The organism is bacterium (assembly GCA_035419245.1).
Taxonomy (GTDB): Bacteria; Zhuqueibacterota; Zhuqueibacteria; order Residuimicrobiales; family Residuimicrobiaceae; genus JAKPUX01.
In genome coordinates, this window is sequence record DAOLSP010000002.1 from 14,565 (window position 1) to 35,975 (window position 21,411).

Annotated in this window: 7 protein-coding genes; 6 read left to right on the forward strand and 1 reads right to left on the reverse strand. The window is 61.5% G+C overall.

Going from position 1 to position 21,411, the window contains the following annotated elements:
- Positions 1–4: 4 nt before the first annotated feature.
- From PLH32_04070 to PLH32_04095, 6 genes are all read left to right on the forward strand, one after another.
- On the forward strand, positions 5–6,784 hold the full coding sequence (locus tag PLH32_04070) for an Ig-like domain-containing protein (GenBank protein ID HQJ63768.1): 6,780 nt from the start codon (positions 5–7) through the stop codon (positions 6,782–6,784).
- A 199-nt stretch (positions 6,785–6,983) separates the two neighbouring features.
- Entirely contained in the window at positions 6,984–9,947 is a 2,964-nt protein-coding gene (locus tag PLH32_04075; protein ID HQJ63769.1) for an FG-GAP-like repeat-containing protein, read from the forward strand.
- Positions 9,948–9,981: 34 nt separating this feature from the next.
- Complete coding sequence (locus PLH32_04080) at positions 9,982–14,985, forward strand: Ig-like domain-containing protein (protein ID HQJ63770.1); 5,004 nt, start codon at positions 9,982–9,984, stop codon at positions 14,983–14,985.
- Positions 14,986–15,096: 111 nt separating this feature from the next.
- Entirely contained in the window at positions 15,097–15,966 is an 870-nt protein-coding gene (locus tag PLH32_04085) for a decaprenyl-phosphate phosphoribosyltransferase (GenBank protein HQJ63771.1), read from the forward strand.
- A 62-nt stretch (positions 15,967–16,028) separates the two neighbouring features.
- Entirely contained in the window at positions 16,029–18,272 is a 2,244-nt protein-coding gene (locus PLH32_04090; GenBank protein HQJ63772.1) for a tetratricopeptide repeat protein, read from the forward strand.
- A gap of 21 nt (positions 18,273–18,293) precedes the next feature.
- Positions 18,294–20,312, forward strand: coding sequence for a hypothetical protein (locus PLH32_04095; protein HQJ63773.1), 2,019 nt, complete (start codon positions 18,294–18,296; stop codon positions 20,310–20,312).
- A gap of 3 nt (positions 20,313–20,315) precedes the next feature.
- On the opposite strand, the gene tal is transcribed toward PLH32_04095, so the two are convergent.
- Complete coding sequence (tal, locus tag PLH32_04100; GenBank protein HQJ63774.1) at positions 20,316–21,404, reverse strand: transaldolase; 1,089 nt, start codon at positions 21,402–21,404, stop codon at positions 20,316–20,318.
- Between the last annotated feature and the right edge of the window lie 7 nt (positions 21,405–21,411).

A 21,411-nucleotide genomic window follows, 5' to 3' on the forward strand; every position in this document is an offset into this window, starting at 1 on the left:
GGTTATGTTGAAGCAAAAAGCAGCTTTTGTCTTTGCCGTGATGGCGGGGTTGTGGAGTTGGGCCTTCGGCCAACCATCCCATACCCGGGAGCTCTTCCGCTACGATCTGACGGCCGCACCAGCCGGAGGCACGCAGTCATGGAATTCCTCGGGCACCTTCACATCCGGCGGCTGGAAGCCGAATAGTACCACAGGCCAACTCAAGCTCTGGCTGGGAGATTACATGCCCTTCGAAGGCAGCCTCGAGGTGCAAGTCAAAGGCTTGTCGGCAGCGACGGTGACCAAAGATTGGATCCCCTTCTCGGTCTGGTCGCGTGGCCGCGGCAAATTTTATCAGACCGACGGTACCAGCTATCCCTCCGAAGGCTCCTATCTTTTTCTCAAAACCGATGCCTCCAAGGTTTCCGGCTCCAGCCTGGCTTTCAAGCTCTTCGCCAAATCGCAGTATGATCCGACCCAGGCGAACCACATGACCGCCGATGTGCCCGGCTATGCCTTCAACGCGTCAACAACCTATACCCTGAAATTCATCTGGAAACCCGGGACCGCCTGGTTCCAGATCTGGGCGGGTGGCAGCAAGGTTACCGAGGCTTCGACCAGCTGGATTATGCAGGGGGAAGCCTTCCTCTTCGTTTTTCTGGGGCGAAGCAACGAGTATTCCTCGATGACGGGGGTCACCTACAGCAATCTGGTCCTCAAAGTGCCCGAGAAGAGCATCGCCTTTAACGACGTAAGCCGGTCGGCCGCTGCGGTGGCCGACTCCACCCTCAATGCCCAGAGTATGACCTGGGCCGATCTTAATATGGATGGCAAAGAAGATATTTATGTCAATTATTACAATCTGGCCAACCGCTATTACGCCGCGGTGGCTGACAGTGCCAAGTTCATGGAATCAGCCTCGGCCTACAGCCTGAGCGACAACGGCCCCTCCTTCTCCACAGTCACAGCTGATTTTAATGGGGATGGCAAGCTGGACGCCTTCGTCACCAACTATGGCGGCAGCAGCCGGCTGCTGCTCAATCAGGGCAGTACCTTCAGCGACCAGTCAGCCGCATGGAATATCGGCAGCGGTACCGGATCGGTCAATGCATTGGCTTTTGACCTGGAGAATGATGGGGACGTTGATCTCTTTGTAGTCAACAGCGGTACCGCCAGCGAGCTCTATATCAATCAGAACAACACCGGATTCACCCGGACTGAGCTGAGCAGCCTGCCGTTCGGAAGCGGCGCACGCGCCGTCGCCGGGGATGTGAACAAGGACGGCTTTGTCGATGTCTTTTATCCACGCCGAAATGCCAGTGCGGTCCTGCTCATCAACAACAAGGCCGGAGGCTTTACCGATCAGGCGAGCAGCTACAGTCTGGCTATACTCACCGATCCCAACGCCCCGACCTTGGCCGATCTGGACAACGATGGCTATCTCGATCTGGTGCTCTCCGTTGCCAGCAACCAGGGGGACGGTAAACCGCAGGTCCTGTACTATCGCAATACCGGCGGTAGCTCCTTCACCAAGTCGGGGACGATTTATATCGACTGCTACGGCGCCATTGTCGGCGACGTCGACAACGACGGCTTGCAGGATTTGTATCTCATCAAGCGCAACAAGTACAGCTCGGAGATAGCCGATTACGGCTCCCGCCTCTACCGCAACACTTCGAACCCAGGCAGCCTGAGCTTCACCGAATACACCGGATCCGGCCTCGAAGCGATTTTCCAGGACGGCCGCGGCGGGGCGATGGCGGATTACAACAGCGACGGCTTGCTGGATCTGTACGGGGTTGCCAAGGGCACGACCGGTTCCAACAGCCGCCCCTACGGCCGCAACTTTCTCTTCAAGAATGTCTCGACCTCGGGCAACAACTGGCTCCTCGTCCGCGTTCTGGACAAGAAAAAGGTTCCCGGCTATCTCGGCGCCCAGGTGGATCTTTTCGATCAGAATGGCACCAGCGGCACTCGCATCGGTTACCGCGAAATCAGTTCCATCCAGGGTTATCAGAGCCAGCCCAGCCGTATCCTCCACTTCGGTATGGGCAGCAATAGCGGCGGCGTGTTGCGCGTCACCCTTCCGGGCGGTCAGGTCTATACCCGCACAGTCACCGCCAATTCGATCGTCGAGATTGATCCCACCAGCGGGGACGCTCAGTCCTTCATCCTGGTCAAGGGCAACAACCAGACCGGCGTGGTCGGAACCCAGCTGAATGATTCGCTCACGGTGCGTGTTTACGCCGTGGGAGATACCCCTGCCCGTCCTCTAGCGGGCCAGACCGTCACCTTCAGCGTCACCGAGGGCGGCGGCACGGTCAACGGCAGCAGTACCGTTGCCGTCACCACCGACCTGAACGGGCTGGCGCGCGTGGCGTTCAAGCTGGGCCAGACCGCCGGCAGCAGCAACAACAAGGTGCGGATCACCTCGCTCAACAAGGCCGGCGTCCAGATCGTCAATCTTTCGGCCCCGGGTACGCCAGCGGCCCCGATCGAGATCGTCGCTTCCGCCAATGCCGGCGCAGCGGCCAGAATGGACAAGATCGCCGGGGGGGACGGCCAGACCGGTTATATGGGGGAGGTGCTGACTAGCCCGGTGGCCGTCAAGGTGATGGATGCTTTCGGCAATATCATCAGTGGCTATACGGTGACCTTCAATGTGGCCACGGGCGGTGGTGGATTCGGCGCCACCGGGAGTTCCCCCGCGACGGCGGTGACCGGGCCGGATGGGACCGCCCAGATGAACTGGCGGCTGGGAGCGACGCTTGGCGTCCAGACCCTGCAGGTCTATGGGGCGTTCAATGCTGCAAACCCTGCCCTTTTCTCGGCTACCGCAGCCGAGCCCCTGCGCCGCCTCACCTATGATTCCGGCGATCGGCAGAGCGCCCGTGTCGGCGCAACTCCGGACAACGCGTTGACGGTCCGCCTGCACGACTATCAGGGCAACGCCATCTCGGGTGCGACCGTCCGCTTTGCGGTGGTCGAGGGCGGTGGTAAAATTAGCGGCGGTACGGCCCTGGATGTTTTGACTTCGCCCGACGGCCTCGCCTCCATCAAGCCGACTCTCGGCACGGTGGCGGGGGATACCAACAATGTTTTCAGGGCGACCGCGACCGGCGCTGCGGGCAGCATTACGTTCAAGCTTTCCGCGGTTGCAGGCCCCGCCGCCCGGCTGCTCGAAACCTCGGGCAACAACAAGACGGGCAAGGCCGGCCGCCTGCTCAGCAGCCCCTTTGTAGTGCGCGTGACCGATACCTATGCCAATCCCGTCGGCGGCTATGCGGTGGATTTTGCCGTGACCAGCGGCGGTGGCTCCCTGAACGGCGCAACCTCAGCGCGCGTCGCCACGGACAAGAGCGGTTACGCTTCGATCTATTACAAACTCGGCACGGCGGCCGGCACCAATAGCGTCACCGCAAGCGGTACCGGACTCACCGGCTCGCCGGTAACCTTCACGGCGATCGCCGAGGCGGGCAGTCCCGCACTGCTCTACAAGGTCTCGGGCGATAATCAGAAGGGCACCTTCGGCGCTCCCCTGGCCCAGCCGCTGGTCGTCGCCCTAAGCGATTCCTTCAGCAATCCCATCGCCAACCAGACGGTGCAGTTTCTGGTCAGCCGCGGCGGCGGCTTGGTCAACGGTCTCTCCCTGGCGACGATTCAGACCAATGCCGCAGGCCAGGCGATGGTGGTACTGACTCTGGGAATCAGCGATTTCATCAATCAGGTTACGGTCTCGGCGCAGTATCTTGGCAGGGAAATCCCGACCTATCCCTCGCCGCTGGTCTTTTATGCCACGACCAGTGCCGGTAATCCCGACTCATTGGTTTATATCAGCGGCAACTATCAGACCGGTGCCGTCAATCAGCCCCTGCCGGAGCCTTTCAAGGTGATGGTAACCGACGCCCATGGCGTGCCGGTGGTCAATCAGACGGTGGTTTTTCAGGCGATCACACCGGGGACCCATTTCGGCGGCGCCGCGATGGTGACCCGGAAGACCAATGATGCCGGCCTTGCCAGCGCTGTGGCCACCATCGGCTCCAACTTCGGCGATGCGATCTATAGTTTTGAGGCCCGTTCCGAGTACAATTCCACGCCGTTGCGCAATTCCCCGGTGCAGTTTTTTGCCTCCGGGCGGAGGACGACGGCCACCAAACTGGTTTATGTCCAGGGCAACGGCCTCAGCGGCACCGTCGGCCGATTCCTCGCCGATTCCCTTTGCATTCGCACGGTAAACGGTGCCGATCAGCCTGTCGCGAACCAGCCCGTCAATTTTGAGGTTATCAGCGGCAGTGCGATGCTCAACGGTGAATCGAACAGCCTAGCGGCGCTGAGCGATATCAACGGTATCGCCCGGATGGCTCTGAAACTCGGAGGAACCCCCGGACTGATCAAGGTGCGGGCGACGGCGGATGACGGTCAGGCGGCTCTGGCCAATTCGCCAATCGATTTTGAGATCACGGCTGCCATCGGCAGCCCCGATGGCTACCGCTCGCAGCTCACCGCAACCTCACCGGTTACGGCCAACGGCAGCGCGGCAGCGACCGTCATGATTACCCTCAAGGATGACCAGGGCAATCCCGTTCAGGGCAAGTTCGTCTCGCTCTATACCGCCGGCCTCGATGTGCAGGTCACCCAGCCGATTCTGGCGACCGACGGCAACGGCCAGACCCAGGGGCGCATCACCTCCACCCGCGCCGGCCTCCTCAAGGTCTGGAGCATGACCGACAATCAGATCGTGCCGCGGGATACGGTGCGCATCCTCTTCACACCGGGCGCCCCGGCCAGCGCCGTGCCCTTTGGTTCGGGCCAGACCGCCCTGCGTGGCGTCGCCCTGCCCCAGCCGATCGGCCTCTATCTTTATGATGCCAACAACAATCCCGTACCCGGTGTTCAGGTGACCTTCCGCGTTAAGTCCGGAGGCGGAGCGATTTCGCAGATCCAGCCGGTCACTACCGATGCGGAGGGACAAGCCCAGGTCAACTGGACCCTCGGCAGCGCCATCGGCGAGCAGTATGTCGCGGTGGTGGTGCCGCCGCTCGGCAGTACCGAGATCGATTTCTGGGCCATCGCCAGGCCGCCCGATCCCAACAGTATGTCCATCATCCGCGGCAACCGTCAGATCGGCCTGATTAATCAGGCCCTGGCCGACTCTTTTGTCGTGGCGATGAGCGACGCCAATGCCGCCCCGGCCGAGGGACTCCAGGTCATCTTCTCCAAGACCAAGGGGGAGGGCACCTTTCTCAGCGCCAATCCGGTCACCACGGACAAGCGCGGCTATGCTGCGGTGCTCTTCAAACCCGGCAGTATCACCGGCGAGTGCACGGTCATGGCCTATCATGTTTCCGGACTGAAACAGGAATTTCAGTTCATCGTCCAGGACAAACCGACGGTTTATCTGAGCAAGAGCAAGGAGGCCCAGAGCACAGGCCGGCCCTACGAGGAGATGACGATTCAGGGCGTGGTGAGTGATGCCTACGGCCAGCCCCTGGCCGGAGAGAGCTTGAAGTGGGAGATCGTCAGCGGTGGCGGCACGCTGGTCAGTGCGGCGACCCTGCAAAGCGATGCCCAGGGGAAAGCCAGCTTGACCTGGAAGCTGGGACTCAAGGGCAACCAGAGCGTCAAGCTCTCACCGGTGAGCAAGACGGGCGCGGCCCTGCTCTTCAGCAGTCAGGTGGTCAACGCCGCGCCGGAATTGAGCGTCCCCACTGCGCCGGCCGTTCTGGCGGGTACACCGCTCGCCTTTTCGATTTCGGCCTATGATGCAGACGGCGATCCCATCACCTACGGTGTCCGCAATCTACCCGCCGGCGCCAAATTCGATTCCACCGCCTCGCGTCTCTTCTCATGGACGCCGACCCGGAGCCAGGCCGCGGCGAGTCCCTACACCGTGACCTTCATCGCCCGCGACGGCTTCCAGGCGGCCGATACCGCCCGGATCCAGATCACGGTCACCACCACCAACGCTGCGCCGGTGATCTATGCCTTCGACCCGGGAGACACCACCATCTCCAGCCTCTATGGTACCTTTTTGGAATTCAAGGTCTTTGCTAGCGATGCGGACAACGATGAACTGACTTACACGTGGATGGTCAATGATCAGCTTGCCGGCTTTGTTTCGAACCTCATTCTCTTGCCGGATGCCTCCTTTGGAGAAAACGCTGTCGTTCTTGTCCGGGTTTCGGATGGCAAGGCAACGCAGGAACTGCGTTGGCGGGTGCACCTCTCGAGCGCGGTGGAACTGAGCGCCTTCACCGCTGCGGTGCAGCAGTCGATGGTCCTTTTAAGCTGGCAGACCAGCGCGGAGAACAGCAACCTCGGGTTCAATGTGCTCCGCAGCGAGCGCAGCGACGGCGAGTATGCGACGCTCAACACGACGCTCATTCCCGCCGTGGAGAACGGGCGCTATAGTTACACCGACGCAACCGCGGTTGCAGGAAAGAAGTACTGGTACAAACTCCAGGATGTCGAACGGAGCGGCCGGATAACCCTTCACGGCCCCGTTGCCGTCGAGCTGGCTTTACCGGTACGCGTGGACCTGGCACAGAATTATCCCAATCCCTTCAATCCAGCGACTACGATCGGCTTTGAGTTGCCGGCGGCAGCCGAGGTTGATCTGGTCGTCTATAACCTCCAGGGGCAGCAGGTGCGCCGGCTCGTTCAGGGTCAGCAGAACGCGGGCGTTCACAATGTGGTTTGGGATGCCCGGGACGACAGCGGTATGCCGGTGCCGACCGGACTCTATTACTATCGCCTCCGTGCCGGGGATCAGGTCTTCACCAAAAAGCTCCTCTTTGCCAAGTAAGATCGCATCGGCGCCGGCTCACGAATGGAGCCGGCGCCGATGCCATAATGGGGGCCTCCATCAGCTGAAAGGAAAATTTAACGAAAGTAAGCCGAAATTTACGATATCAAACACCTGCATCACGAATTCTTTTCCGCAATCGGCCCCGTTTTTTATATATTCTCCTATTAGCAAAACTTATTATCTGCAGAGGCTTCCCATGTTCAACATCTCACTGATCAGGCAGCAACGGTTTCTGGCGGTTTTTTTTATGGCCGTCCTGGGCATCGGCCCGGTAATGGGCCAGACGATCCGGTTTAAAAACGCAACAGCATCCTATGGTGTGCAGGGCAATGACGACAGAATTGACGGAAAACTTACTGGCCCCTTCTACAGTTGCTACGGCCACGGCGTGGCCATGGCGGATGTCAATGCGGACGGCCGCCCGGATATTTATATCAGCAATGCGGTCCGCTATGCGAATCTGGTGAAGAACGGGGACGGTCTGGCTGAGACTTTTTATGCGAGCAATCCGGAGGGCGGCTATACCGAGAGCGATGGCGCACGTCATATCTCGGATCAATACGGCTGGACCGGCTCGCACGGTATCATCTTTTTCGACTATGATAACGATGGCGATTACGATCTCTACAATGCCACCACCGACGACCAGAACCGCCTCTACCGTAACCTTGGCAGCAGTTACAGCGGGGGGCCGGGTTATTTTGAAAATGCCACCATGGCAGCCGGTTTGCCTCTTATCCGTGTCTTCATGGCCAATTTCGATTCCGTCAACAGCTATGGCTATGGCACCCGCGGTGTTGCCGCCTTCGACGCCAACAACGACGGCTGGATGGATCTCTACGGCGCCAACTGGGGCCCGGCGGAGAAACGCTGGCCGGCAAGCGGCAGTACGGAAGGCGCGGCAATCATCACTCCGGTGCAGCCCAATGAGTTCTATCTCAACCAGGGCAATGGTACGTTCAAACGGGTGACCAATAGCGGCGCCACGCCGGACAATCCCGCTTACATGGGCACCCAGGGCTGCACGGTCATCGATGCCAATGAAGATGGCAATATGGATATCTTTGTCGCTCACCGTAACTATGTCGCCATCGATCCGGACAGCAAGCAGAAGGTCGGCGGGCCGACCGGCCGCGAGGTCTATAATCAGCTCTTTTTCGGCGACGGCACCGGCCATTTCACTGAGAATGCCGGCGGCGCGGGCCTCAACACCAATCCCGCAAACGACTGCAATGGCGCCACCTTCGCCGATTATGACAACGACGGCGATTATGATGCCTTTGTCGTCCCCAAGGACAGCAAGTCGTCCACCTACGTGCGGGTGTATCAAAACGATGGCAGCGGCCGTTTCACCGATATCACCGCCAGCCTCAAACTGACGCAGTACGGCTTCTCGCTCCTCTTTCTCGATGCTGACAACGACGGCGACCTGGATATCGTGGCTCCGCAAACCCGCGACTATACCCGGTTCTACCTCAATAACGGAAATGGTACCTTTACCTCAGTCGATAATACCGGCCTCAAGGTCAAATCCTTTGATCCGCGCGGTTCGGCCGTCGGTGACATCGATGAGGATGGCGATCTCGACCTCTACTATGCAGATGCCTTTAAGGATGCTTCACTGCCCCCTACCTTTCCCGATACCGTGGGTAATCATCTTTTCATCAACACGACCATCACTTCCAACCGCTGGCTCAAGATCACCGGGCGCGGTCCCAAGGGGGACATGGGTGGCTTCGGCACCAAGATCTGGGTCTATGACCGCGGCTATCTCGGCGATCAAGCTCATCTGGTTGGCTACCGCCAGGTGATCAACGCCTACGGCTATCTCTGCCAGAACGACCCGGTGCAGCATTTCGGTCTGGGACAGCGCGACAGCGTCGATGTCCGTGTGCGCCTGCTCGACAAAACCGAGTTGAAACTATACGGGGTTGCGGCGAAACAGAGGCTCTTTTTCTCCAAACCACAGCAAATCGCCTACATCAGCGGCAGCGGGCAGACCGCCCCGGAGGGGACGCCGCTGTCACAACCCCTGGTCGTCCAGGTGAAGGACACCTGGGGCAATCTCGTCCAGGGTGCGGCGGTCACCTTCTCGGCCCAGTCGCCGGGGGGCACTTTCAGCGAACTCCAGCCGGTGTACAGCGACGCCCGGGGTTATGCAAAAGTTCACTTCCTGCCCGCGGCTTGGCCGCTGCAGCAGAACGTAACCGCAAAGCTGGTGGATAATACAAGCGCGCAGGTTCCCTTCACCTGCACCGTCCAGCCCGTGGTCGTGACTCCGGTGGCGACGACCCTGCAAATCGCCGGCGGCGATGGCCAGCAGGCCTTTGCCGGAACGGTGTTGAGCAGCCTGCTGATGGTGCGGGTTCTGGACCAATTCATGGCGCCGCTGCAAGGAATCACCGTGCATTTTACCAGTGTGACCGGCCAGGGCTCCTTCCCCGATGGCGCTGCGGCAGTGACCGGTGCCGGCGGTTTGGCCGGAGTGCGTTTCCAGCTTGGCACAGAACCCGGTATGTATGAAATCGCAGCAGCTGTGCAGGGGATCAGCGACCAGAAGGTCTTTCGTGCGGAAGCCATGGTTATCCCCAATCGCCTGCCGCAGGTCGTGCAGTGGGCGCCCGCTGATTCGGAGCTGTTTGTCAACGGCTATCATATCCTGGACTTTTTCGTGCGCGCCACCGATGCCGACGGCGACAGCCTGCGCTTCCTATGGCTGCTCGATGGCGTCGTCGCCGGCACCGACTCGACCTTCCGGATCTATCCCGCCAGCAGCAGAACTGGCAAGGTGGAGGTCCGGGTATCCGACGGCGAAGGTACGGTGACGCATCGCTGGGTGATGCATCTGTTGACCGGAGTCGATGCGGCCGATGCGCCGGTCACCGAATATGCACTGGAGCAGAACTACCCCAATCCCTTCAACCCGCAAACGCAGATCCATTTCCAGCTGCCGAACGCAGGTTTGGTGCGGATTGCGGTCTTCAACACGGTCGGACAGCGTGTGCGCAGCCTGGCGGATGGCTTTTTTGCCCAGGGTCGCCACGTCGTAACCTGGGACGCCCGGGACGATCAGGGACAGCCGCTGCCCACCGGGCTGTATCACTACACCATGGAGAGCGGGGATTTCCGGGTGGTCAAAAAACTGTTGTATGTAAAATAATAGTCGTGCCAATCAGGAGATGCTCGTGGAGCGGATGAAAAGGGTCATTGAGGGGTGGAGTGTAGAGAGCGCTTTGGCGGTGATAGGATTCTTCCTGCTGTCGCAGGGCTCGGTTTTTGCCCAGCAGCCGGTGAGCTTTAGCGATGCGACTGAATCGATGAAAGCCTGGGGGTGGCGCATCACGGTTGACGGTGTCCGGGTGAGTGCTTATGGTCATGGCGCCGCTTTTGCCGATGTCACCGGCGATTCCATCCCCGATCTCTACATCTCCAGCGCCAAACGCAAGGCCAACGGCCAGATCCCCGAGACCCTGTACATCGGCCAGCCCGGCGGCGCCGCCTATTCGGAGGAGGACGGCAAACGCGGCTGCTCCGACAGCTACGGCATGACCGGAACGCACGGTATCTCCTTCTTCGATTATGACAACGACGGCGATTTCGACATCTATAACGCCACCACCGACGACCGCAACCGCCTTTACCGCAATACCGGCGGATTTTTCACCGATGTCTCGGATTCGGTCGGACTCAAGGCTATTCGGGTCCCCATCGATACCTACGGTCCTATCGGCTACGGCACCCGCGGCGTTGTCGCTTTCGATGCCGACAATAATGGCTATATCGACCTTCTCGGCGTCAACTGGGGACCGGTGGAGAACGCCAAGGAGGTCCCTTGGGTCACACCGGCGCAGCCCAATGAATTCTACTACAACAACGGCAACGGCACCTTCACCAAAGACGACACCCGCGGCCTGACCCTTCCACCTAATCCCAGCAATGAGGGTACTCAGGGGGTCACCGCCGTGGATGTCAACAACGACGGCTGGATGGATGTCTTCATCTGTCACCGCAACTATGCCTATCTCGGCAAAGATCAAAGCGGCAACGATCAGTTCGGCCCGGGTTCCATCCCCTGTCCCAATCAGCTGCTGATCAATGACGGCACCGGCCATTTCGTCGATGAGACCAAAAAACGCGGCCTCTATGATGCTGCCAACGATATCAACGGCGCTACCTTCGCCGATTTCGACAACGACGGCGATTTCGATCTTTTCATTCCGCCCAAGGATATCGGCGTCCGCAAGCTCAAAGTCTATGAGAATGACGGGAACGGCTATTTCACCGACATCAGCAGCAGGGTCAAGATCGATCAGTGGGGATTTTCCTCGATCCTGGGCGATTTCAACAACGATGGCTTTCTCGATTTGTTCGCTTCGCGCTCCTATGGTACCTCGGCGATTTATCTCAACAATGGCGCCAGTAATTTCGTGCTGCAGGGCACGGCCGGCGTCGAGACCTCGGCCTACGATCCGCGCGGCGGCGCCCTCGCTGATGTCGACGGCGACGGCGATCTCGATATCTATTACGTCGACGCCAACAAAGACGGTGTGGCCAAGTACTCCAACCGCCTCTATCGCAACAACACCAAGAACGGTAACCACTGGCTCAAGGTCACGGGTCGGGGACCCAAAGGGGATGCCGGCGGCTTCGGCACCAAGATTTGGGTCTTTGAGGCCGGTTCGATGGATGATATGAAAAAACTGGTCGGTTACCGTCAGGTGCAGAATACCTACGGCTATCTCTGCCAGGACGATCCGGTCCAGCATTTTGGCCTCGGAGTGCGCACGACTGTTGATGTCAAGGTGCGCTTCCTCGATGGCACTGAACTCAAGATGGCCGGCGTCGCAGCCGACCGCAAGATCATTTTCACGCGCCCGCAGCAGATCAGCGTCAACAGCGGCGACCAGCAGAGCGGCAATGGCGGCCAGCCGCTCGCCAAACCCCTGCAGGTCAAGGTGACCGATGCCTGGGGCAAACCGGTGCGGGGTGCGACGGTCAACTGGAGCGTCCTCGCCGGCGGCGGCACCCTGACTGCAGCCGTCAGTTACACTGGCGCGGATGGCATCGCCGCGACTTCCTGTACCCTTGGGACCGCCGTCACCCGGCAGGAGGTGCAAGCGGCCTCGCCGGACATGGCCGGCACGGCGCTTTTCACGCTCACCAATGCCGCTCCGCTTCAAGCGCAGATCATGCGTATCTCGGGGGCGGGGCAGTCGGCGGAAGCCGCCGCCGAACTGCCGCAACCCCTGGTCGCCAGGGTCTCCCAGCTCTCCGGCGCACCCGCCGCCCAGTACTGGGTCGTCTTCAAGGTAATGAGCGGCGGCGGCAAGGTCAACGCCGCAGACTCGGCTGTCGTCACCAGCGATGCCGGCGGCCTGGTTCAGGTCACCTGGCGTCTTGGATCTCAACCCGGCCTCGCCCAGCAGGTCAAAGCCTATCTTCCGGGCCTGCCGGAGCAGGTCATCTATTTTGATGCCACCTCGTATGGCTTGGCGGCGGCGCTGCAGTGGCTCAGCGGCCTTTCGTACACCGGCGTCGCGGGCAAACCCCTCGCCGATTCCCTTGCCGCGCGGGTCGTCGATACCATGCAGCAGCCCGTCCGCAATTATCCGGTTGATTTTTCGGTGACCGCGGGCGACGGCCAGGTCAACGGCGCGGCTACGGTGCGGGTTCTGACCAACCGTCAGGGGATCGCCAAATGCCAGTGGCGTCTGGGCCGTCAGGCAGGTCAGGCCAACCAGAGCCTTCGTGCAGCGGCCGGCACGCTGCAGAATTCGCCGGTCAGCGTAACCGCCTCGGCCCTGGCGGGGGCTCCCTGGCAGTTGACCAAGCTTGCCGGCGACGCCCAAAACGCCATGGCCAACGAAGCCTTCAAAGCTGCGCTGCAGGTAGGTGTGAGTGATACCTTCGGCAATCCTGTTCCCGGCCAGGCGGTCTTGTTCCAGGTCACCCAGGGCAGTGCTCTGGTCAACGGCGCGGCCAGTGTCACGCTGGCCAGCGGCGCCGATGGCCGCGCCCAGGCAACCCTCAAGGCGGGGAGTGCCGCCGGCGCGGTGACCGTGCAGGTCAGCGCCGGCACCGGCAGCACGGCACTGGCTAACTCGCCGCTGACGTTCACCGCGACCGTGACGGCGCTCCCCTTCGACCCCTTGCGAAGCAGCCTCGCTGCGACGCTGCCCGTCGTCGCCAACAACCTCAACCAGAGCACGATCACCGTACAGCTGCGCGATGCGAGCGGTGCACCGGTTGCGGGCATTCCAGTGACTCTGTACGCGAGCGGCACGAACAACACCCTGCGCCAGCCCGCGGCGACCAATGCCCTCGGGCAGGCCACCGGCTACCTGCGTTCGACCCGTGCTGAGGTCAAGAAAATCTGGGCGATAGCCGAGGGCCGCATGGTCAGTGCCGATTCGGTCCGGGTCAGCTTCATCGCCGGGCCGGGGGCCGTGCTGACCAAGGTCTCCGGTGACAATCAGACCGCCTATACCGGCCGCGCACTGGTCGCGCCTCTGGTCGTCGCCCTGGCCGACTCCTTCGAGAACCCGGTCCCGGGAGCTGCCGTGACCGCGGTGTTGCAGAAACCCGACGGAACCCGGGCCGAGCTCGCTTCGCAGACCACCGACAGCCAGGGGTACGCCCGCTTCCAGCCGGTGATGAGTGACCAGGCCGGGGCGCATACGATCATCCTGCGCAGCGGCACCCTGCCGGCCCTCTCCTTCACGGCCCAGGTTGCTGCGATCCTTCCGGCCGCACTGGTCAAGGTCAGCGGCGATGGCCAGGTGGGTCTGCCCTCCACCAATCTGCCGCTGCCGCTGGTCGTCCAAGTCAAAGATCAGGCGGATCTGCCCCTGTCCAATGTCACCGTCGTTTTTTCCTTCGTGACCGGCTCAGGGAGCTTCCCCAACGGAGCCTACGCCCTGACCGGAAGCGACGGCAAGGCAGCGGTGATCGTGCAGCCGGGGGCGGCGATAGGCGATTATTACATCACTGCGCAGGTCGCGGGCTTCGACCGCAGCCTCACCTTCCTGGTCACGACCCGCGTGCCCCGGGTCGCTTCCGTCGAGATCGTCTCGGGTGACAACCAGACCGCCCGCGCCGGGACCACCCTGCCGCTGCCGCTGACGCTGCGGGTGCTGGACGAACTTGCAAAGCCCGCCGCCGGAATCGCGGTACAGTTTGACATCGCAGCGGGCGGGGGGAGCCTCCAGCCCGCGACGGTTCAGTACACCGGCGTCGATGGCATGGCCTCGGTGCTCTGGACCCTGGGTACCACCGCTGCCCAGACGCTCCGGGCCTGGCTGGCGGATACCCCGACGCTGCAGACGCAATTCACCGCCTCGCTGGCCGCCAATCAGCCCCCCCGGCTGACCTGCACGGCCGATACCACTATTGCGGAGGGTGGCTCGCTCTCGTTCTGGGTCCAGGCGAAGGATCCCGAGGGCGATCCGGTCCGTCTCTCGGCGACTGGCATGCCTGCCCGGGCGACCTTCGATTCGCTATCCGGCATTTTTTCCTGGATCCCCGGCTACAGCGAGGCCGGCCTCTACAAGGTGACCTTCACCGGCCGGGATGCCTTCGGCGCCAGCGCCACCGCTTCCTGCCGCATCCGGGTCACCGATGTCCGCCGTCCACTGCAGGTCCTCGCCTATTCTCCGGCCGATACCCTGGTCGAGATGGATCTGTACAAGGCCTATACCTTTGACGTCACCGCCTTCGATCCCGACGGAGATTCCCTGCGCTACCAGTGGGATTTTAACGGTCTGCCGGTCGGCAACAAACCGGTCCTCAAGGTCACCGCCAACCCCACCTTCCCGGCCCACTGCCGCATGTCCGTCCGCATTTTCACGCTCACGGCCAGCACGACCCTCTTCTGGACGCTCGATATCCGCACCGGCGTGGCGGTTCGCGGAGCGGGACCGGATGATTTCGCGCTGGAGCAGAATTATCCCAATCCCTTCAATCCCACTACCACGATCCCCTTCCAGACCGGCCGCCCCGCCCGGGTTGTGATCCGCCTTTACAACGCCTCGGGACAGCTCGTCCGGCAGCTCTTCGATGGTCTTGCCGGCAGCGGCCGGCATGAGGTCGTCTGGGACGGCCGCGACGCCTACGGTCAGCCGGCACCTTCGGGCGTCTATTATATCCGTATGGAAAGCGAGACCTTCCGCGAGATAAAAAAGCTTTTATTGTTGAAATAAAAATGGTATTTTACAGGAGGCTTCCATCCCCGCTGTTGGAAAGGCAGCGGGGATGAGGTGTGCCGTCTGGAGAGCGGAGCGGACCGGGCAGAGGGAAGGGATCGAGGCGCCATGCTGCACAGTATCTGGATTTCACTGCGTCCCAGGCAGTGGCTCAAGAACGTTATCGTCTTTGCAGGCCTCTTTTTCGCTGAGGATTTCCTCGTTCTCAGCAAAATCCTGGATACCCTCGCCGCCTTTCTCCTTTTCTGTCTGGTCTCCAGCAGCGGCTACTTGGTCAATGATGTCATTGACCGCAGGAAGGACGCCCTGCACCCGCACAAGCGGCTGCGTCCCATCGCTGCGGGCCGGCTCGCGCCGGGAACGGCGATCGCTCTGGCCCTGCTGCTCAGCCTCGGCAGCCTGGCTGCCGCCTGGGCCCTGAACCGCGTCTTTTTCCTGATTCTGGCCGCCTATCTGATCTTCACCTACTCCTATTCGCTGCTGCTGAAAAGGGTGATCATACTCGATGTGCTGCTCATTGCTTCGGGGTTCGTCCTGCGCGCCATCGGCGGCACGATTGCAGCCAGGGAGACAGTCTCCTCGTGGCTGATTATTTGCACGATCTTTTTGTCGCTTTTTCTTGCGCTCACCAAGCGACGCAGTGAGGTCAAGACTCTGGGGGCCCAGGCGGCTCAAGTACGCTCCACTCTGGGGCTCTACACCCTCGAGCTGCTGGACCAGATGATCGATATCGTCACCGCCGCCTGTCTGATGGCTTATGCCCTCTATACTCTGGATGCTGGTACTGTCGAGAAGTTCGGCACCCGCAATCTGGCCTTTACATTGCCTTTTGTCATTTACGGATTGTTTCGCTATCTTTATCTGGTGCTGCACCTCAACATCGGGGAGACTCCTGAGGCGGTGCTGCTGCACGACCGGCCGATTATGATCTGCATCCTCGCCTATATCGGAACGGTGGCTTCCATCCTTTATATCTGATGCTATTCTCTTTGCTCGTTTGACACCCACTGCATCATTCATTCCGCGCAGGAGGCCTTTCTATGCGTCCCATCCGCATGACGATCGCGTTGACAGCGGGCCTTTTCCTTCTTGTGTGTTGCGCCTGTTCCGGCGGCCGCAAGAAAGAGCAGGAAGTGGAGGCCTTCCTCCATAATTCCGCCTCCTATTACATCAAAAAAGGCACGGACGCGATCACGGCCGGCCACTATCAGGAGGCGGTGCCCCTCTTCCGGCAGGCCATCGCGTTGACCCCCTACGATCCCGTGGCGCAGAATGATCTCGGGGTGGCCTTTTATCATCTTCACCAGCTCGATTCGGCTCTGGCCTATTATCAGACCGCTATCCGCCTGCGACCCGACTATACCCGCGCCATCAGTAACCTCTCCAAGACCTACAGCGAGCTGGGGCAGAAGAACTATGCCCTGGCCGCGGCGGAGCGCCTCATCGAGTTGGAGCCGCAATCCGCCGCCGGCTACCTCCTCCAGGCCGAGATCTATGACAAGAACGACCAGTACGATTTGGCCATCGAAGCCAGCCGAAAAGCCCTTGCGGCCGACTCCAGTCTCAAGGAGGTCTGGAACAACCTGGGCGTCCTCTATTTTCGCAGCGGCCGGCTCGACCAGGCTCTGGAATGCTATCAGCGGGTGCTGGCTAAGGATTCTACCTACTCTTCCGCCTGGTTCAATCTCGGCAATGTGCTGGCGCGCAAATGCCTGCTTGAGGAGGCGCAGTTCAACTATCGTAAAGCGCTGGAGTACAATCCGCAGATGTCTTCGGCTGCCAACAATCACGGTCTGGTCTATCTCTATCAGGACCGACTCGTGGAGGCCGACCGTGATTTTCACCGCGCTCTGGCCGCTGATTCGAGCGCCCCGGCCATTTATTACAACCTCTCCATCGTTCAGGAGCGGCTCGACTCGCTGCAGCTCGCCCTGGCCTCGATCGACAGGGCTATCCAACTGCGGCCGGCGATCGCCAATTTTTATCTGCAGCGCGGAACCGTCCTCGAACGCCTCGGCCAGAAGGAGGCCGCCGTGGCCGCAATCGAAAGGGCGGTGACCTTGGACTCGACGCTCTCGGCCGGCTACAACACCCTGGGCAATCTGATGGCGGCCGACAACCCCGCCGGTGCGCGGGCGGCGTATGAAAAAGCCGTCGCCAATTATGATGAATATCTCCAGCGGCGTTACGGCCGCGCTACCCAGGTCATTGACAAGGGCTATTTTGACCTGCTCGCCGCCTGCAAGGACCGCCGCCAGCTGCTCACCGACCACGCCATGGTCTTCAATAATCTCGGCAAGTCCTGGTTGCAGGCGGGGAATTATCCCGAGGCCGGCAAGGCCTTCGCCAAGGCGGTCGAGCTGCAGCCCGAACTCTGGGAGCCGGCGGAAAACCTGGCGGTGGTTCTGATCGCGCAGAAAAAGAATGAGGAGGCGCGCAAGCTGCTGGCGCAGGGCCGGCTCAACCGCGCCCGCGCGGCGCTGCGGGCCGATTCGCTCGACGCGGCGGCGAGCCTCCTGCACCAGGCCCTGCGCCTGCAGCCGCGGCTGCGGGGCAGCTACGGACTGCTCGCTCAGGTCCAGGAACGCAAAGGACAGATCAAAGAGGCCGAAGCCACCCTCCGCACGGGCCTCAAGCTCTATCCCGCTGAGGCCGCCCTCCACCTTGCCTGCGGGCGCTTTCTCTACCATCAGGGCCGGCTGGCCGAGGCACGGACGGCATTAACCACGGCTGTCACCCTGGATCCAAAACAGGACGAAAGCCGATATCTCCTCGCCGGCATCTACCGCACTCTCGGCGAGACCGAAAAAGCGGACCGGGAGATCGCCCGGAGCCATGCCATTCTCGGACAGGGCTACGAGGAGGCCGGATTCCTCGATCGCGCGATGGAGGAGTACCACCTCGCCGCTGCAGCCGATCCCAGGGAGATGGAGTATCCCGCCCGTCAGGGCGTGATCTTTTTAAAAAAGCGGCTCTATGAGGACGCAGCCCGGTGCTTCGATCTGGCGCTGGCTAGTGATAAGGCCAATGTGACGGCTATGTACGGCAAGGGCACGCTGCTGGGCGAGCTTAAATCCCATGAGGAGGCGGTGCGGTGGTTGCAGGCTGCCATCGCCGCTGCACCGGATCACGGCCTGGCCCATCAGGCCCTCGCCGTCAATTACTATTTCCTCGGACGGCTCGATGCCGCCCGCCAGGAGGCGCAGGCGGCACAGAAGCTCGGGATCGCCTTGAATGAGGCCTTTCTCAAGGCGCTCGGCCTGCCCGCACTGACGCCGCGGTGACACGGGAGAGGATAGTGCTTTATGTCAAAAACAGCTGCGGCATTTCTGGCAGGCTGTGCGCTGATTCTTTTTCAGTGCAGGGAATCCTTCGTACCTTTCACGCTCGCGGATCGCGGCACTCCCTGCACCATCATCCTCCCGGCCCGAGCCGGCTCCGGGGTGGAGGCCGATGCCGCTGAGCAGCTGCGCAGCCGCGCAGCGGCGGAACTGCGTCGTTATCTCGCGAGGTTGCTCGGCCGACCTGAAAGTTCAATCGCTTTGCAGAGCGATGCCCAGGCGGCGACCGGCCGAATCCTGTTGCTGGGCAAGCCCGCGGCGAAATCGCGTTTCGCCGCGGCGGCCCGGCGGCTTGAAAAGGCGGAACGTGCGGCCGGCCCCGGCGACAAGCCGCCCTTTCGCTTAGATGCCTGGAGCGATGGCGAAGATCACTACCTGGCCATCACCACCCGCCGCGACCACGATCTCCTGCGGGCGGTATATGCTTTTCTCGATGAACAGGGGGCGCGCTTTCTTTTCCCCGGCACGGGAGGCGAATTCATCCCGCCGCGCCAGGAAATCCGCATTCTTCACGCATTGAACCTTCCTCCCGCCGGCCTCGAACTAAGCGGTTTTCTCCCCGCCTGTCCGGCTGGTGACGCTCCCGGCGACTCCAGTACCCTGCTCTGGTGGGCGCGGCAGCGCTTCACCCACCTGCCGTCCGAGTGGGGTGTCCCGGGGTCCTTGAACCGCCTCGGGATCCAGGGTGTGCGGCGCAGTCAAGCGCTCAAGGTCTGGAAGCCGGGGTTTTGCTGCAGTGATGAGAAGGCCCGACGGGAGCTGATCGCGGAACTCTTTAGCGGCGCGGAGGCTGAACTCTGTGTTCTCGATGCGGCACAAGCGACGCCACTGTGCAGCTGCAGCGCCTGCCAGCGCCTCGGCTCCGAAACCGACCGCTGGCTGCACCTGGTCGGCCAGATCGGTGCCGCGGTGGGCCGCCTCAAAAAGGAGGGCGCCCTGCCCGAGGCCGCTACCCTGCTCGCACTTCACGATCTCTCGCTACCTGAGCGCTCTGCGCCGCAGGATTGGCCGCGGGCGGAGATCCTCCTGGCGGCGCGCCTCCAGCCGCGCTGCTATGCCCACGCCCTCGCCGATTTGCACTGCACAGAAGTCAATGCCGGCACCCTCACCGCTCTGGTCAAATGGCTCGCCGCAACCCCCAATGCCCGCCACGCCGTCATCGAGGGCTATTATGCCCCCGAATTCGCCGGCCTGCCGCTGGTTCTGGACCAGATCATCGCGCGCGACCTCGAAACCTGCCGCGCCCTCGGCGTGCAAGGCTTTTTCTGCGACGCGCCCGGACGCATCCGGCCCACCGGCATCCGCTTCTATCAGGATTATCTGCTGGGTCAGGCGCTGCACCAGACCCATCTTCAGACCGATTCCCTGCGAAAGGCCTTTGTTGCCTTCGCCTATCCCGGCGCCGCCACCATGACCCTCGAGTATTTCGCCATGCTCAGTGAGGCTTTTTCCAATTGCTCCGCCTGGCGCGGTGAGTTGCCCGGCCGCGTGCGCCAGCTGGCGGAGAACAATTTTTCCGGAACCCTGCTGCCGCTCGAACGCTTCAACCGCCATTTCAGCCTCTATCAGGAATTCTCCGAGACGGATGAGGGCGTTGCGTGGGAGAGAACTTTTCAGCTGATTCATGATGCGCGCCATCTCATGGATGACCTGCTCGAGATCAAGCTACCCGATCAGTCCCTCGATCGGCTGCTCGAGGCGGAGAAACAGCTGCGATTCGCGGAATTGACGGTCACCTTGTATGACAACATCATTCGCTCGCTCACCCTGGGCGAGGACGAACCGGCGATGCGCGAGGAGGCGGCGATCCGGCTGCGGCAGGTGGTTAAGCGTATGGAGGAACTCACGGTTGCGGAAGGGGGATGCGGCACGGGGGAAGCGACAGCGCTGAGTGCCTCGGGACTAGAAGCGAGTGCCCGGGCCCTGCTGTTGAAATTGCAGCAGCGCTATAGTCTTCCCTACGACCGCGTCTATGTGGAATGATGCTTACTGGCTGACTTTTTGCTTGTCGGCGACACTTTGCAGCATTGCAGCGAAGGATTTGGCGAAGGCCGCCACCCCCTCTTTCTGCAGCGCCTCCGTCTCCATGTCGAGATTGATCCCATGCTCCGCCAGTGCCCGCAGCGCCGTTCTGGTGCAGAACGCTGCCGCCGGGAGGGTGGCTGCGGTGCGGCCATGGTCGAGCCAGGCTTTAAACGTCGCCGGGGGAACGGTATTGACCGTCGCCGGGCCAATCAATTCATCGACGTAGAGGGTATCTGAATAGTGCGGGTCCTTGGTTCCGGTGCTGGCCCAGAGGAGACGCTGCGGCCTGGCGCCTGATGCGGCGAGCCGGCGCCAGCGCGGTGCAGTGAGCAGTTCCTGATAGAGATCATAGACGGCGGCCGCATTGGCCACAGCCAGTTTACCTTTCAGTCCGGGGCAGCCCAGGCGGTCGAGCTGAGGGTCGAGACGGGTATCGAGGCGGCTCACGAAGAAGGAGGCGACCGAGGCAATCCCCTGCAGGGGCTGACCCTGGTTCAGACGATTCTCGAGCCCGGCAAGCCAGGCCCCGGCGACCGCAAGATAATGCCGGCTATTGAACAGGAGGGTAGCGTTGACGCTGATTCCCGCGGCGATGACTTGCGATATGGCGTCGATGCCAGCCGTCGTGGCGGGAATTTTGATCATCAGGTTGGGTCGGTTCACGGCGGCGAAGAGGCGTTCGGCCTCCTCGATCGTCTTTTGCGTATCGTGCGCCAGATCGGGATTCACCTCGAGGCTGACATAACCGTCCGCGCCATCACTCGCGAGATGGAGCGGCCGGAAGGCATCGGCTGCAGCGCGGATATCAGCGATGGCAAGGGCTTCATAAATCTTTTCCGCTGCCAGGCCGCGGGCGGCCAGAGCGGCGATATCGGCGTCATAGGCAGCGCCTTCGCTGATTGCTTTCTGAAAGATCGCGGGATTCGAGGTAAGGCCGCGCACCCCTTCCCGGATCAAACCGGCCAGATGACCTGACGTAATGAAGTCCCGTTCGATATAATCGATCCAGATCGATTGCCCGCGTTCCAGCAGCTGTTGCAAGCGTGTCATGCCATAT